The sequence below is a fragment of the Collibacillus ludicampi genome (genome assembly GCF_023705585.1).
Taxonomy (GTDB): Bacteria; Bacillota; Bacilli; order Tumebacillales; family BOQE01; genus Collibacillus; species Collibacillus ludicampi.
This window is the reverse complement of sequence record NZ_BOQE01000001.1, coordinates 2,976,174-2,990,390: the sequence shown is the minus strand read 5'-3', so window position 1 is coordinate 2,990,390 and position 14,217 is coordinate 2,976,174. Positions and strand designations below refer to the sequence as shown.

Sequence of the window (14,217 nt, the reverse complement as noted above, 5' to 3'; positions counted from 1 at the left end):
TCGTTCACTCCTGAGATGAAAATTTGTCTGTAACGATCAATTGATAGATAGCGTCCATATCGAGATGTTTTCGTACATGCGCCGCAATCCGTGTATACTCCCGTTCGCGCAATTCCTGATCGCTGATCAGTTGTTCATCGACCGGAGACAAGCCGAATGTCTGGCGGATATGATTCAAAAATCTCCTTGTAAATCTGCGGTTATGAAAAATATGGTGCAGGTACGTTCCCGTCACTCTTCCGCATGGTGAAACCGCCCCATCGTACACATTATCATATTGAAGGAATGGCGCAACATCTTTTCCGCGTTCCGTCTGCCCCAAATGGATCTCGAAACCTTCGACGTCCTCCCCGGCACAAGGTCCGTGTACGACCATCGCTGTACGGCGGACAGTGGTTTTGGTCGGTATATATGTCGTCGTAGTATCAAGTAATCCTAATCCTTGAAGTCGATCCTCGTTCGATTCTACATGCAATGGATCGATCAATTCCCTGCCGAGCATTTGATAACCGCCACAAATTCCCACAACCCATGCACCATTTTGATAGGCATGAAGAATCTGTTCTCCGATTCCCGTCTGGTAGAGCCATTTTAAATCTTCGATCGAATTTTTCGAACCTGGAAGGATGACAAGATGAGGCCGCCCAAACTCTTTTCTCGAACGAACGAAACGCAAATGAACACCCGGTTCCTGCCGCAATGGATCCAAATCTGTGAAATTCGAGATAAAAGGGATCTCAATGACGGCGATATCAAGGTCCCACGGGGAAACATCCCCTTTTTTTAACTCGAGTGAACCGAGAGCCAATGAATCTTCCGCCTCAATGGAATGTTCGACAAAAGGGATTACCCCCACAACGGGAATCCCCGTTTTTTCTTCCAACCAGCGAATCCCAGGTTCAAGCAGATCATACGCCCCACGGAATTTGTTAATGATCATGCCTTTGACACGCCTGCGGTCTTCCGGTTCCAGCAGCTCCAGCGTGCCGACGAGAGAAGCGAACGCTCCCCCGCGATCGATATCAGTCACAAGCAGTACGGGAGCATCAAGCATGCGGGCGATGCGCATATTGACGACCTCGCGATCATTTAAATTCACTTCCGCCGGACTCCCGGCGCCTTCGACCACCAACAGATCAAACTGTTGCTTCAATCGGTCGATCGACTCTTGAATCGAGCGAAGAGCGACTTCATGAAACGAACCGCGATAGGAATGGTAATTGACATCTTTCAATCGCTTTCCGTGAACAATCACCTCGGAGAGACCGCTCCCTTTGGGTTTTAAGAGGATCGGATTCATATCCACGGTAGCGATGACCCCGGCCGCCTCCGCTTGCACCCCCTGCGCACGCCCAATCTCCCTGCCATCTTGTGTCACGTAGGAATTGAGCGCCATGTTTTGGCTTTTAAACGGGGCTACGCGAATCCCATCTTCGTAGAAAATGCGACAGAGCGCCGTACATAATACACTTTTTCCGACATCGGAAGCCGTGCCTTGTATCATGATCGCACGCATTATACTTCCAACCCCTTAACCGCAGGAATGCCCTTGTCATAATAATGTTTTACCGCTTCCATCTGCGTCACCAAATCGGCTCGTTCGATGATCAAAGGATGAGCATGACGTCCTGTGATCACCATGTGTTGACCGAAAGGTCTCTTGTCGATGATGGAAAGAACCTCTTCCAGCGGAAAGACATCCTCGATAGGAAAGCTCGTGATCGCAAGGGCATTGTTCAACTCATCCAAGACGATGAGGTCGTACTCCTCTGAAGCCACTTTTTCTTTTGTAAAGTGAAGAGCCGCTTCGAGCGAACGACGATGCTCTTCAGGCGTCTTTGTCCAGGTGAAACCGATTCCCAATTGATGATTCTCCACTCCCAAGCGGTCGAGCGTGACTCTTTCCCCATATGAACGCTCTGGGGATTTGATAAATTGCAAGACGAGCGGTCGCAGCCCACGGCCCAGTGCGCGCATCACAAGCCCGAGAGCTGCCGTCGTTTTTCCTTTTCCTTCCCCGTATAAACGAGCAGAAGCCCCCGTTCCCTACTTGGCGCTTTTGTCTGCATGACGATCCTCCTTAAAACGAACGGCCGCCTCCACAAATCGTTTGGCCATCGCAGGATTCGAGGCAAAATGAAGATGACAATAACCGGCGAGCAGGTTTCCTTTGGCATACCCTTCCGGGTGTGTCCCTCTTAACCCTTTTGCATCATACGCATACGGAAAGTTCTCCGTGGTCGTGATCCTCGAATAGTGAAATTCATGTCCGCGTGCAGACTCCCCTTTTTTCAGAAGAAGAGTATCCTCTTTTGCTGTCACTTCACGATAGCCGAGAGCGGCCAAACGATCCTGCATTTCCACGCGTCCCGGTATCACTCCGACCATCGGCAATGTTCGACCGGAACGATCGGTAATCGATTCCGTCAAAAACATATAACCTCCGCACTCCGCGTACGTTGGCATGCCTTTCTCAATGAGGCGCCTGATGTTTGTACGCACTCGTTCATGTTCTGCGAGAAGTTGCGCATACTCTTCCGGAAAACCCCCTCCTATATAAAGGGCGTCTGCTTCATCAGGGACACATTCCCCGTTTGTAGGAGAGAATGTGACGATCTTTGCACCGTAAGTTTCCAATAGCTCCAAATTCTCCGGATAATAAAAATTAAACGAGCGATCCATCGCCACTGCAATCGTCGCATGGAACATGGTTGACTGCAATGAAATGCCACTTCGTGTACAGGTATCTGAGAAATTGAAAAGCGGAACTTCAACGGGAGGCAGTTCGCCCGCCGTTTGTGCAATCGACAAGAGGCGATCGAGATCCACCCCTTCTTCAATCACATCGGCCGCACGTTCGATCATGGGGTTCAATTCTCCTCTTTCAATCGCGGGAACAAGCCCCAGATGCCGCTCGGGAATTTGAAGTTCCTTGTTGACAAGAAGATAACCGAGTACGGGAATTCCACACGCGCTTTCGATCGCCTGTTTCACCATTTCATAGTGGCGTACGCTTCCCACTTGGTTCACAATGACTCCGGCGATCGGCGTTTCAGGGTGTAATTTTTGAAAACCGAGAACAACAGCGGCAGCGGAACGCGCCATCGCTTTTGCATTGACTAAGAGGATTACGGGTGTTTTCAGAACACGTGCGATCTCCGCTGTACTCCCCTTGTCCGTTGTCGCATCCTTCCCGTCATAGAGCCCCATGACCCCTTCGATGACAGCTATATCCGCATCATGGCAGCCTCGTATCAGCACTTCACGCATGACAGATTCCTGTAGCATCCAACTGTCAAGATTGCGCGATTTACGTCCTGTTGCCGCGAAGTGATAACTGGGATCAATGTAATCGGGACCCGCTTTGAAGCCCTGAACCCGAAGTCCTCGCCTTGCGAGTGCACGCATGAGGCCGATCGTTACCGTCGTTTTGCCGACTCCAGAACTGGTGCCGCTAATTACAATTCTTGCTGTCATGACGCATCACCTACACGTGCAACCGAGATCGTCACATTGCCGTCTTTCTTCTTTGTGAGCAAAAGCGAATCGGTCCCTGCCGCAAGTTTTGCTGCCGGTTCACTGACACCGTATGCGCCCGTGTACTTAAAGACCGTTTCCGAGGGATGAGCGATCGGTACGCGATTTAATTGTTCAGGAGAGTAATACTGAAATGTCCAGCCGTATTTTTGGGTGAGCGAAACGAGCGCTTCTTCATCTTTCTTGAGATCGATCGTCGCGATCCCCCGAACGCTTAAAAAGGATAATGACAATTCATCCAATGTTTCGCGAATGACCTGTTCCACTTCTTCTTCACTGGTTCCGCGATTGCAACCGATACCGAGAATGATCGTTTTGGGCCGGTACAAGACACCGTTGGAAAGCCATTGTTTCTTTTCCTCTTCCGATAACAGCCGGTCCGTGATATACAAAACAGCGTGATGCTCTCTAACGGTAGCATCTTGTGCGGACGAATAAACGAACAGGTTTTCCGGTAATGGTTTGTCTTACGTCCACCAATTTTTTTCGCCCGCCTCTTGGATGATGGCTACAGGTTCCTCATTGACTACCGCAGCAGAAACAGGTGTGACGTGTGCAAAATCTTCGATCACCCAACCGAATTCTCTGCCCAGTAAATCGACGGGGATCGTTTGATTGACTTCCGAAGCGGTGGTAATGACAGGTTCCGCATTCAGGATTCTTGCCACCTCACGCGTCAACATGTTCGCCCCGCCCAAATGTCCCGAAAGAACGGAGATGGCGTATTTCCCATGGTCATCCACGACCACGACTGCGGGATCGGTGTGTTTGCTTTTCAACAAGGGCGCGATTAATCGCACGACGGCGCCCAATGAGAAAAACAGGACCAGCCCTTTATACGTGTGAAACAAATGTGGCATATGTTCCCGCGGTGATCCGGAAAAAAGACGAATCTCCCTTTCGCTTTCATCTCCATAAGAAAATTTTTCCATATAGTAAAGATCGCACGGCAGTTTCTCATGAAGAGTGCGTGCCACTTCTACCCCGTGCTTGGTGATCGCTACGAGCGCGTAGGGCTTCATACGCTAACCCCCTTACGGTAGCGATGAGTAAACGATTTGTCATACAGTTTTGAGCGGTGTTCTGACTTATCGACTAGAGTAGGATCTAGCGCCCATCCGCAAAGAATGATGGCATGACTGGTTATGGGATCGTCTTTAAGATCGTCAAGGACTTTGCCAAGCGTAGAGCGAACGATGCGCTGCTCAGGCCATGTGACCCGTTGGACGACGGCAATCGGTACATCATCTTCCCATCCGGCTTCCTTGAGTTCATGAACCACTTTTTTTATCAAGGTAGCTGATAGATATAACGCGATCGTCGAGTGGTGTTGCGCGAGATCCCTAAGCTGTTCTCTTGGAGGAACAGGCGTTCTTCCTTCTGCACGCGTTAGGATTACGGTTTGCGTCAATTCTGGTACGGTCAATTCCGCTTCCAACGCGGCGGCCGCGGCAAACACGCTCGAGACTCCAGGGACGATTTCAAAGGGAATCCCTTCCCGCTTCAAGAGCACCATTTGCTCAAGTATGGCCCCATAAACGGCAGGATCACCCGTATGTACGCGAGCGACAACCTTTCCTTGACGAACATGTTGTGACATGATTTCGACCATCTCTTCGAGCACCATGCCCGAGCTTTTAAGAATTTCCGCATGTTTCCCGGCACGCGCGATCAATTGGTCGGAAACGAGAGAATCTGTATAGAGAATCACATCGGCTTCTTGCAAAATCTTTAACCCTTTGACAGTTATCAAATCTGGGTCTCCGGGACCTGCCCCTACGATATACACCTTCGGTTTCGTCATTTTCTCACCACCATCAATGTCAAATATCCGAGATCACTTCCGCGCAGGCTTGCAACATCGGTATAGATCCTTTCTTCCTGTCCGGTGACTTTGTGCACGACGGCCGCTTTGCTTATCAAATCGAGTTCAAACAATACATCGATCATCAAATCGATCACTTTTGCAACTTTGATAAAAATAACGGCATCATGCTCGATCAGTGCTTTGCGCATTTGCTCCCGATCATCCGTAGCGGGGACGATCGCAACGATTTCGTCACCGTCCGCCAAAGGAATCCCCAAACGAGATGCACTCGCATTGATGCTGGAAATTCCGGGCACGCTTTCCACTCGCACTTCCGGATGCAATGACTCCATCAGACGTTTCATGTGAATAAATGTGCTGTAAAGCATAGGGTCGCCTTCCGTTACAAAAGCGACATCCCTTCCCGTTTTCAGATACTCGTAGACGGTTGCTATCGTCTTATTCCATTCGCGGGCGAGCGTTTCCGCATCACGAGTCATCGGAAAGGTGAGACCGACCATCTCTTTCCGCGATGTGTCGATAAATGTTTCGACGATCGCCAAAGCGTAACTCTTATCCCCCATTCGTTTACGCGGGTAAGCGATGACAGGTGTGTCACGGATGATGCGGTACGCTTTCACAGTGATGAGTTCCGGGTCTCCAGGACCTACCCCGAGACCGTACAATGTACCGATTTTCGCAGTCACGATTGAATCACTCACTTTCTATCCTTGCAAGGATCCCTTCAAAATCGGTATACACCTCGCCAAATTCGATTTGCGGACGGCTGATGATGATTACTTCGATTCCCAGTTCAATCGCAGCTGTCACTTTTTCATCGACCGCTCCGACTTTTCCCGATTCCTTTGTGATCATCAGGGTCGTACGGTATTGCCGATACAAAGCCACATTCAGTTCTTTGATGAAGGGTCCTTGCATTGCGATGATGTTTTTTTGCGGAAAACCTAACGCTTCACATTTTTCCATATTGTCTTTTCTCGGTAACATGCGGCAACATACATTGATCTCCGGATCATCGAGAAGATACTTGGCAAACACCTCTAGTGTCTTCGAACCGGTCGTCAACATGATGTTTCCTTTTCTTTCTTTCGCAATGCGTGCCGCTTCTTCATAGCTGTTAACGATCGTAATGAGAGGATGGTTATCATAAACGAGGCCGGGACGTTCAAAACGAATATAAGGAATATTCACTCGTTTTGCCGCTTCCATTGCTGTGCGGTGTGCTTCCTCCGCGAACGGATGACTCGCATCGATGATGCACTTCGCGTCGATCTCCTTGATTAAGGAAACAAAACCTTCAACCGGCAAGCGCCCAACACGCACAGGGATACCACTCTGTTCCAGACTTTCTTTCGCGCTTTCTGTCACCACTGTCGCCGTTAGCAGGTGTCCCGCTTCCTTCAGTTTCACACATAATTCCCGCGCATCGCTCGTTCCCGCTAACACGAGCTTCATGGCCTTTCCTCCTTAACCGCAAACGCATGTTCATGATGATGTTCATGATGATGTTCATGATGATGTTCATGATGATGTTCATGATGATGTTCATGATGGTGATGCTTGGCCAGGATGATCAATTCATCAAGAGGCGCACCAATCCCTTGCTTCGCTTCCGAGATTCGTTCCAAGACGAGGTCGGCCAACAGTGAATGATACCCGAAGTACTCCCCCAGAACGATACGGATGCCGTAAATTTCTTCAAGAGAAGGGATTGCCTGTTCCATTCGCTTGATCAAGATACCGGTAAAGAGAAAATAGGGCAGAACATAAATCTCTCGAGCCCCTAAACGCACACATCTTTCGATTCCTTGCGCAAATAACGGATCTGTCACTCCCATAAAAGCGGTTTCCACCATGGCAACCGGTGCACGCTCATAGAGCAATCGGCTCATTTTATACAACTCGCTGTTCGCATCCGCATCGGAACTGCCCCGCCCTACAACGAGGACGGCAGATTCGCTGCGGCCCTCTCCATCATGCTTAAACCCCGCCTGGAACAGTCGATCTTCGAGAATGGATCGCGTGTACGCATTGACCCCCAGTGCTTGCGCATACCTAAACGTTACATGTGGGTACGCTTCCATCGCATGAAAAAGTTCATGCGGAATATGTGTCTTGAAATGGCCTGCAGGAAAAAGCATCAATGGAACAACGGTGATATGGGTCGCACCTCTCTTCACACACGAACGAATCCCGTCACGAATATCAGGCAAAGCCAACTCCAGAAAACATGTTTCGATGACCGGTTCCGTCAAACGTTTGGCCACCTGATTCGTAAATTGGAGCAATTGCTGATTTCCTTCGGGATCCCGGCTCCCGTGACCTATAAACAGAATCGCTTCCATCTGCATCCCCCCTTCACGCTAATCCCCACAGACCGAGTCGATAGCAAACGCTTTTTGCTCTTCTTTATATACAAATCCTTCGATATTCCCGATCCTTTTAAAAAATTTGTGAAACGCTTCATTCGGAAACGCCTTTTCTTTGTATGCAGCCACGATCGCTTCGATTGTCTCGATGATCCGTTCCGGTTCGATCCCTTCTGCTGCCATCTCGGCCGCATGCGCATTCCGCCCGGTTCGTTTTCCTCCAAGCATGAGGTCAAATTTTCCGCGGCGATAGATAATCCCAATATCTTCAAGCGCTGCACCATAACAAGCCATACCACATCCATTGATTGCAATGTGCAATTCTTTGGGAACGGCAAGACCGGACAACTTTTTCGCAAGCGTTTCCGCATAGGGAAGCGCTTCCGTTTTCTCACCATCACAAAAATCACAAGCCTTGACATTGACAACGGCACCGACAGGATTCAGCAAGAACCCGTTGGCACGCAACCTTTCAATCATCTGTGAAGGGTCTGTGGTCGGTTTGCGCAGAATGATGTAATGATTGGGCGTGTATTCCAATTCCCCGTCATCTTCCACAATGTCTGCAAGGTAACGCATTTGTGCAGAAGTGAATTTTTTATTGGCGACACCCGGTGAGAGCGCCACTTCGAAAACAGCTTTTGGAAATGATTGTGAAACCGCTTCAGGTGATTGGGACGCCTTCCCGAGTAAGAGCAGTGCCTCTTCTGCCAGTTCCAACGGACTGGGCGGAGCAGATACTTGATTCGTAGCCGGGATATCATTTGTTTTGTCGTTTGTCTCGTCATGTAAGGCCCACGGTTCATTCTCCGGACGTAAACGGTCACCCGGTTTCAGCCGCTGGTGGCTTTCCCCCAACGTATATTTCCTTTGATATCCTCTTGGTGTAATCATCTTCCCGTCATAGATAAACGTCGAAGAATTACCGATGATCACGGTGGTTAACATGCCGATCTCATGTTCCAGCATGCGATCCAGCGTCGTGATGACTACCTTTTGCCGTTCACGGTATGCACTCTTTACGATCCCAACCGGCGTATCTTTGGAACGATATTTGAGCAAAATTCTTTGAGCTTCCACGATTTGTCTCGTTCTACGCCCACTTCTGGGATTATAGAGAGCGATCACAAAATCGGCGCTTGCTGCCGCTTCAATCCTGTGTGCGATTAACTCCCAAGGCGTAAGGTGATCGCTCAATGAGATCGTACATGCGTCATGCATGACTGGTGCACCCAGTAAGCTCGCACAAGAGTTGATGGCGGAAATGCCCGGAATCACTTCAACGGATACGCCCTCTTCTTCCTTCCATCCCTTTTCGATTAACACTTCATAGATCAGGCCCGCCATGCCGTATACTCCGGCATCCCCGCTCGAAATCACGGCTACCGTTTTCCCCATTTCCGCTTGGCGAACCGCTTCCTGAGCACGGCTGACTTCTTCTGTCATTCCCGTACGTACGATTTCCTGATCGGTCAAAAGACCGCGAATCAGATCGACATAGGTATTGTAGCCTATAATTACATCACTTTCTTGAATCGCTTCACGCGCACGCTCCGTGATATGGGCAAAATCACCGGGGCCGAAACCCACGATCAGTAATTTCCCTCGTTTCATGATTCTCACCTGCCCCAAGAAACTTTACATCCTCTGATGGTCCGCACCTGCGGAATAAAAAAACCCTGCCCGCGACGGACAGAGTGGCAGAGGTCAGTACGACGTTTCATGCGAAACGAAGAAAACCTCCATGCTTCAACGATACAGGAGGTTTTGTGTACATGATACATGACAGTAAGGAGTCAGGATCTCCTTCCCATTGTCAAGATCAATTCTACACAATTCCCTATCCTCGAGGGTTTCATGTGTACACAACAAGGTAGGTCTCCTGGCTTCCGGATCATCACTCTCTTTCACCTTCCCCGTGTGACGAGTGGCATCCTCGAAAGAAAATTCCCCGGTTACAGTGGCGGGACCGCTCGGGATTTTCACCCGATTCCCTGTTACCCCTAGCAAGCTAGGGCACCTTGCTGTTGTTCACTATGCAATTGTAATTTCAGCATACAGGGTTAAAGGAAACTTTGTCTAGTCTTGACTTTTACAAAGAAACTGCATATTGTCTTTGACAACCATTCACAAAAAATAAAATCCGATCCCCAAGATCAAATACGCTCCTAGGGCCATCGCTCCCTCTAACCAGTTGGATTCGCCATCGCCGGCCAAAAGAGTGACCAAAATCACTGCTAACGTCATCGCGGCTAATTCCGGCCATGAGAAGATCAATTGTAACGGATGCCCCATCGCCAGTCCCGCAAACACCAAGACCGGCGCTACAAACATGGCAATCTGCAAAGAACTCCCTAAAGCAATTTCCAATGACAGATCCATCCTGTTGTTCCACGCCATCAAGATCGCAGAACTGTGTTCCGCCGCATTCCCGATAATCGCAACGATGATGACCCCGATAAAGATTTCTGACCAACCGAGTGTCACCGATACAGTTTCGATTGTCCGTACCAGAATTTCAGAAACGTAACCGACAATGAGCGAAGAGACTGCCAGTATCCCGATCGCCTTACCCAATGTCCATTCAGCCTCTTCCTCTTCCATACTTTCTGTATAGGAAAAAATTTTCCGATGAGTAAAAAGAGAGAAATAAAGGCCAAGGATATACAAAAGCAGTGTGATTGACGCCACACCTACCGATAATGGTCCGGCAATACCTGGTTTATTTAACGTAAAAATCGCCGGGATTACAAGAGCGATCACCACGCCAAGCATCATCATCGAAGCGTTCGTGCTCGCGATCATTCTGCTAAACTGTTGCACAGGGTGGCGGATCCCTCCCACGAGAAAGCTTAAACCCAGAACAAGCAGAAGGTTGCCGATAATGGAACCGGTTATGGAAGCTTGAACCACTTCATGCAACCCTTTCTTTAAAGCGAGAATCCCGATAATCAATTCGACGGCGTTTCCGAATGTCGCATTCAACAATCCTCCAACCCGGGGTCCGCTGTGGATCGCGATGCTTTCCGTGGCTCTCCCCATAATCCCCGCAAGTGGGATAATCGTCAGACATGCCAGTGCAAAAAGCAGGATCTCATTCCAGTGAAACACACTTCCGGCTATCGTTAAGGGCAAAGCCAATGCTAACAAAATCAACATGAACCGATGCATGTAAAGATCCTCCTTTCTTGCCTGTAGTAACTACTGTATCTCATAACCCTGAGAAGTATGTAGGTGAACCCACATAACCATAACGAGATCTACGATCTTTTCTCTTTTCTTTTCGCTTCTAACTGTAAACGGATGACTCGCATGAGGGGGTCTTCAGGCACCTCTACGATCGCGTTTCCTGTTACTTTACATTGACACGATAAGCGATACCCTTCTTTTAGCATATTTGTTGAAAGTCTCCATTTTTCCGCCCTTCCCGCAGGAGCAAGCGGGGATTCACTTTGAATCCTTACTTTACAAGTACCACATGTCCCTTTGCCCCCGCATTTATGAGGAATGGAAATTTCAGCGAGTAAGGCAGCCGCCAAAAATGAGGTGCCATTTTTGACTTCGATCGTTTTCCCATGTGGTTCAAAGTGAATGTTCGACTTCAATCGATATCTTCCTTTCTTTTATCGTACCTTTATATCCTATTCGAATCTCCACTTCATACTCCCCTTTTCCAATGAAAACGAACTTTTCCCGAATACAAAAAAGGCCTCCATCGAAGCACACCCGCAAAACAAGAGCGTAAACAAGGAAGCCTTATCAAGTCTCATCATATCCATTTTTTATTTTTAAATAATTTCAGCATCCACCACGTCATGATAAATAAGCCGATCGTCACAGCCACGGTGGTTGCATAATTGTTTTGAAATGGCAACGGAACATTCATACCGAAAAATCCAGTAACGAACGTCAAAGGCATCATGATTGTAGAAATGATCGTCAAAACGCGCATCGTATCGTTTGTCCGTGCACTCACCAACGAATAGTACGTTTCAAGAGCGCTGGAAACCAAGTCGCGGTAGACTTCGAGTGTATCCGAAATACGTTCCAAGTGATCCACCAAGTCACTGTAGTAAGGAATATTTTTCTCATTGATCTCAAAAGAATATCTACCGTTCACATTGGCGAAAATCCGTTTTTGCGGCTGGATGACCCGCCGAATAAAGACGATCGTCCGTTTTAAAGCGAGAAATTCTTCTGTGATCTCCTGGGCGGGGTGCTCGTACATTTCTTCTTCTAGTTCATCAATCCGAGTGCCCAATCGATCCATAATCGGAAAATACTCATCAGTAATCCCATCGACGAGTGAATAAAGAAGAAAATCCGGACCCTTGTTCATATAGTAACTGTCCCGTAACGAACAAGCGGCAACACGACCGATCGACTGCAACGCATGTTTGTGTACGGTTACGATGTAATTTTTCCCGAGAAATACATTGAGTTCTTCCGTCGCGATTTCTCTTTCACTCTCTTCGTCATAACGCAGCGCGTGAAACACAAAAAAATAATAGCCATCATACTTATCCACTTTAGAGCGGGGGGAATCCTGCAAACAATCCTCAATAGCCAAAGGGTGGAAATTAAAGACTGCACCGATATATTTCAACTCGTCCAATGTACAGTTGTAGAGGTCGATCCACAGCAAATTCTTCTCGTTCTCCAGGAGTTCGGATTTTCGGGTCAAATCGACGTCATGATACATCTTCTGATCGGCATCATTGTACATATACGTTTTTATCATTGATCGTCCCTCACTACCGATCCAATCATTGATTGCTCATTCAATTTAGCCGTCCCCCGGCATACGGGGTCTATCAGGATTATATGCCTCACCATGTGTCCCAGTCAATCTGCATTCGGAGCGAAAATTCTTGTCTCGGAATAGATAGAGGCTCGCCTCTCGAGGAGAAGCGAGCCTTCGTCATTCAGTACTCAGAGTGCTAGGCGGTCACGGTTTCCGCTTCTACATCGGAAATTTTAGTAACGTGTAAGCGGGTAATCCGTAAACTGTCCATTTCAGCAACTTGGAAGCTATAGGTTCCCACCTGAACATACGCGCCAACTTTGGGCGGATTCTGAAATTGAGTGAACACCCATCCTCCAATCGTATCCAATTCCTCCGTACGGATATCGAGATTGAAATAATCGTTCACCTCATCAATCAGCATACGGGCATCTATAGAAAAAGTTTCTTCATTAATTTTCTCGATGAACGGCCGTTCTTCGTCGAACTCGTCCTGGATTTCACCAACAAGTTCTTCAAGTATATCTTCCGTGGTTACGATCCCTGCTGTACCTCCGTATTCGTCGATCACGATTGCGATTTCGGAGCGACTCTTCTGAAGAATATGCAGCACATCCTTAATCGGCATTGCCTCCGGGACGGTCACCGGTTTGCGAGCCAATTTCACAAGGTCGATATCGGTCCGACCCGATAATGCAACCGAATACAAATCCTTGATATGCAAGATCCCGATAATATGATCTTTGTCTTCCATACACAGAGGGTAACGGGTATGTTTCTCTCGTTCCGCTTTCTCGAGATTTTCCTGAAAGGAGCGATTCGCATACAAACATGCCATATCTGTACGCGGAACCATGATTTCCCTTGCCACTCGCGTAGTGAAATCAAAGATATTATCGAAAAGCGTACGTTCGGTTTCGTCAATAATACCGTTCTGGTGGCTCTGCGATACGACCATACGCAACTCGTCTTCATTGTGTGCCAACGCTTCAGGAGTTGAATTTTTCACCCCTAACACTTTAAGGAACAGATTGGCTCCCAGATTAAGCACCCAAATGGCCGGATACATGACCTTGGAGAAGACGATCAAAGGCCAAGAAGAAAAGAGAGCCGTCCGCTCCGCTTTTTGAATCGCGAACGCCTTCGGAGCTAACTCACCAAGTACGATATGAAGAAACGTGATCGCGATGAATGCTGCGGCTGATGCTACAACATTGATCGTAGCAGCATGAAGATTTAGGAAAGGATCGAATATGCGATGCATAAGTAAAGCCATCGTTCGTTCCCCAACCCATCCTAATGCCAGTGAAGCCAATGTAACACCGAGTTGGGTAACCGGTAAAAAGGAATACAAGTCGTCAATAACTCGCTGCGTCAATCGCGCTCTTGCGTTCCCTTCTTGAACCAATTGTTCAATACGAGTCGGTCGTACGCGAACGATAGCAAATTCGGCTGCTACAAAGAAACCGTTTAAGAAAATCAAAAGAAAGATGATAAACAATCCTGTCCCTAAACTGAATGGGTCGTCTGTCAACTCTGGGCTCCTGTACCCTCACACACGGGTGAGACAGGAATACACCTCCCGTAAACCTATTTATACATATGAATAGTATAGCATATTTACTAGAAACCTTCTACGTGTCTTTATATATATGTCTGAGGGACAGTTGCGATGAATGGTTTGTTTGTCACATGATTCCTTTCTTGCTATAATAACGCTTGTACGATCTAATCGCTTA

The 14,217-nt window shown here is 48.1% G+C and carries 10 protein-coding genes, 3 pseudogenes and 1 riboswitch; all 13 genes and pseudogenes read right to left on the bottom strand.

Annotation, left to right across the window (positions count from 1 at the left end; genetic code table 11):
* Positions 1-4: 4 nt before the first annotated feature.
* The 13 genes and pseudogenes from DNHGIG_RS15130 to DNHGIG_RS15070 all read right to left on the bottom strand — a co-directional run bounded on the left by DNHGIG_RS15130 (position 5) and on the right by DNHGIG_RS15070 (position 14,012).
* Positions 5-1,516 carry a cobyric acid synthase gene (locus DNHGIG_RS15130; RefSeq protein WP_282200369.1) on the bottom strand — a complete coding sequence of 504 codons (1,512 nt, stop codon included), beginning with the start codon at positions 1,514-1,516 and terminating at the stop codon, positions 5-7.
* Positions 1,516-2,069: pseudogene (locus tag DNHGIG_RS15125) on the bottom strand (cob(I)yrinic acid a,c-diamide adenosyltransferase). The gene DNHGIG_RS15130 and the pseudogene DNHGIG_RS15125 overlap by 1 nt, the downstream one beginning before the upstream one ends.
* Complete coding sequence (locus DNHGIG_RS15120; RefSeq protein ID WP_282200368.1) at positions 2,047-3,477, bottom strand: cobyrinic acid a,c-diamide synthase CobB; 1,431 nt, start codon at positions 3,475-3,477, stop codon at positions 2,047-2,049. Before DNHGIG_RS15120 ends, DNHGIG_RS15125 begins: the two are co-directional and overlap by 23 nt.
* Positions 3,474-4,559, bottom strand: a pseudogene (locus tag DNHGIG_RS15115) (cobalt-precorrin 5A hydrolase). Before DNHGIG_RS15115 ends, DNHGIG_RS15120 begins: the two are co-directional and overlap by 4 nt.
* Positions 4,556-5,341 (bottom strand): precorrin-4 C(11)-methyltransferase, encoded by a 786-nt coding sequence (gene cobM, locus DNHGIG_RS15110; RefSeq protein WP_282200367.1) that lies wholly within the window; start codon positions 5,339-5,341, stop codon positions 4,556-4,558. Before cobM ends, DNHGIG_RS15115 begins: the two are co-directional and overlap by 4 nt.
* A complete protein-coding gene (cobI, locus tag DNHGIG_RS15105) occupies positions 5,338-6,051 on the bottom strand; it encodes a precorrin-2 C(20)-methyltransferase (protein ID WP_282200366.1) in 714 nt (237 codons plus the stop codon). Before cobI ends, cobM begins: the two co-directional genes overlap by 4 nt.
* A 7-nt stretch (positions 6,052-6,058) precedes the next feature.
* Positions 6,059-6,820 (bottom strand): precorrin-6A reductase, encoded by a 762-nt coding sequence (gene cobK, locus DNHGIG_RS15100; protein WP_282200365.1) that lies wholly within the window; start codon positions 6,818-6,820, stop codon positions 6,059-6,061.
* Positions 6,817-7,710: a sirohydrochlorin chelatase gene (locus DNHGIG_RS15095; protein WP_282200364.1), complete on the bottom strand. Its 894-nt coding sequence runs from the start codon at positions 7,708-7,710 to the stop codon at positions 6,817-6,819. The genes cobK and DNHGIG_RS15095 overlap by 4 nt, the downstream gene beginning before the upstream one ends.
* A gap of 18 nt (positions 7,711-7,728) precedes the next feature.
* Entirely contained in the window at positions 7,729-9,348 is a 1,620-nt protein-coding gene (cobJ, locus tag DNHGIG_RS15090) for a precorrin-3B C(17)-methyltransferase (RefSeq protein WP_282200363.1), read from the bottom strand.
* A 241-nt stretch (positions 9,349-9,589) separates the two neighbouring features.
* Positions 9,590-9,773, bottom strand: a riboswitch (cobalamin riboswitch).
* Between the two features lie 88 nt (positions 9,774-9,861).
* A pseudogene (cax, locus tag DNHGIG_RS15085) lies at positions 9,862-10,911 on the bottom strand (calcium/proton exchanger); the annotation flags it as partial.
* Between the two features lie 83 nt (positions 10,912-10,994).
* Positions 10,995-11,339 (bottom strand): 2Fe-2S iron-sulfur cluster-binding protein, encoded by a 345-nt coding sequence (locus DNHGIG_RS15080; RefSeq protein WP_282200362.1) that lies wholly within the window; start codon positions 11,337-11,339, stop codon positions 10,995-10,997.
* A 164-nt stretch (positions 11,340-11,503) separates the two neighbouring features.
* Positions 11,504-12,475: a magnesium/cobalt transporter CorA gene (gene corA, locus DNHGIG_RS15075; protein ID WP_282200361.1), complete on the bottom strand. Its 972-nt coding sequence runs from the start codon at positions 12,473-12,475 to the stop codon at positions 11,504-11,506.
* A 199-nt stretch (positions 12,476-12,674) separates the two neighbouring features.
* The gene (locus DNHGIG_RS15070; protein ID WP_282200360.1) at positions 12,675-14,012 is read right to left on the bottom strand and encodes a hemolysin family protein; all 1,338 of its coding nucleotides are present in this window, start codon (positions 14,010-14,012) and stop codon (positions 12,675-12,677) included.
* Positions 14,013-14,217 lie beyond the last annotated feature (205 nt).

What these genes read in the sequence shown, in the direction of transcription:
- DNHGIG_RS15120 (WP_282200368.1), bottom strand. Translation starts at nt 3,477, where the DNA reads ATGACAGCAAGAATTGTAATTAGCGGCACCAGTTCTGGAGTCGGCAAA.
- cobJ (WP_282200363.1), bottom strand. Translation starts at nt 9,348, where the DNA reads ATGAAACGAGGGAAATTACTGATCGTGGGTTTCGGCCCCGGTGATTTT.
- cobM (WP_282200367.1), bottom strand. Translation starts at nt 5,341, where the DNA reads ATGACGAAACCGAAGGTGTATATCGTAGGGGCAGGTCCCGGAGACCCA.
- DNHGIG_RS15095 (WP_282200364.1), bottom strand. Translation starts at nt 7,710, where the DNA reads ATGGAAGCGATTCTGTTTATAGGTCACGGGAGCCGGGATCCCGAAGGA.
- DNHGIG_RS15130 (WP_282200369.1), bottom strand. Translation starts at nt 1,516, where the DNA reads ATGCGTGCGATCATGATACAAGGCACGGCTTCCGATGTCGGAAAAAGT.
- corA (WP_282200361.1), bottom strand. Translation starts at nt 12,475, where the DNA reads ATGATAAAAACGTATATGTACAATGATGCCGATCAGAAGATGTATCAT.
- cobK (WP_282200365.1), bottom strand. Translation starts at nt 6,820, where the DNA reads ATGAAGCTCGTGTTAGCGGGAACGAGCGATGCGCGGGAATTATGTGTG.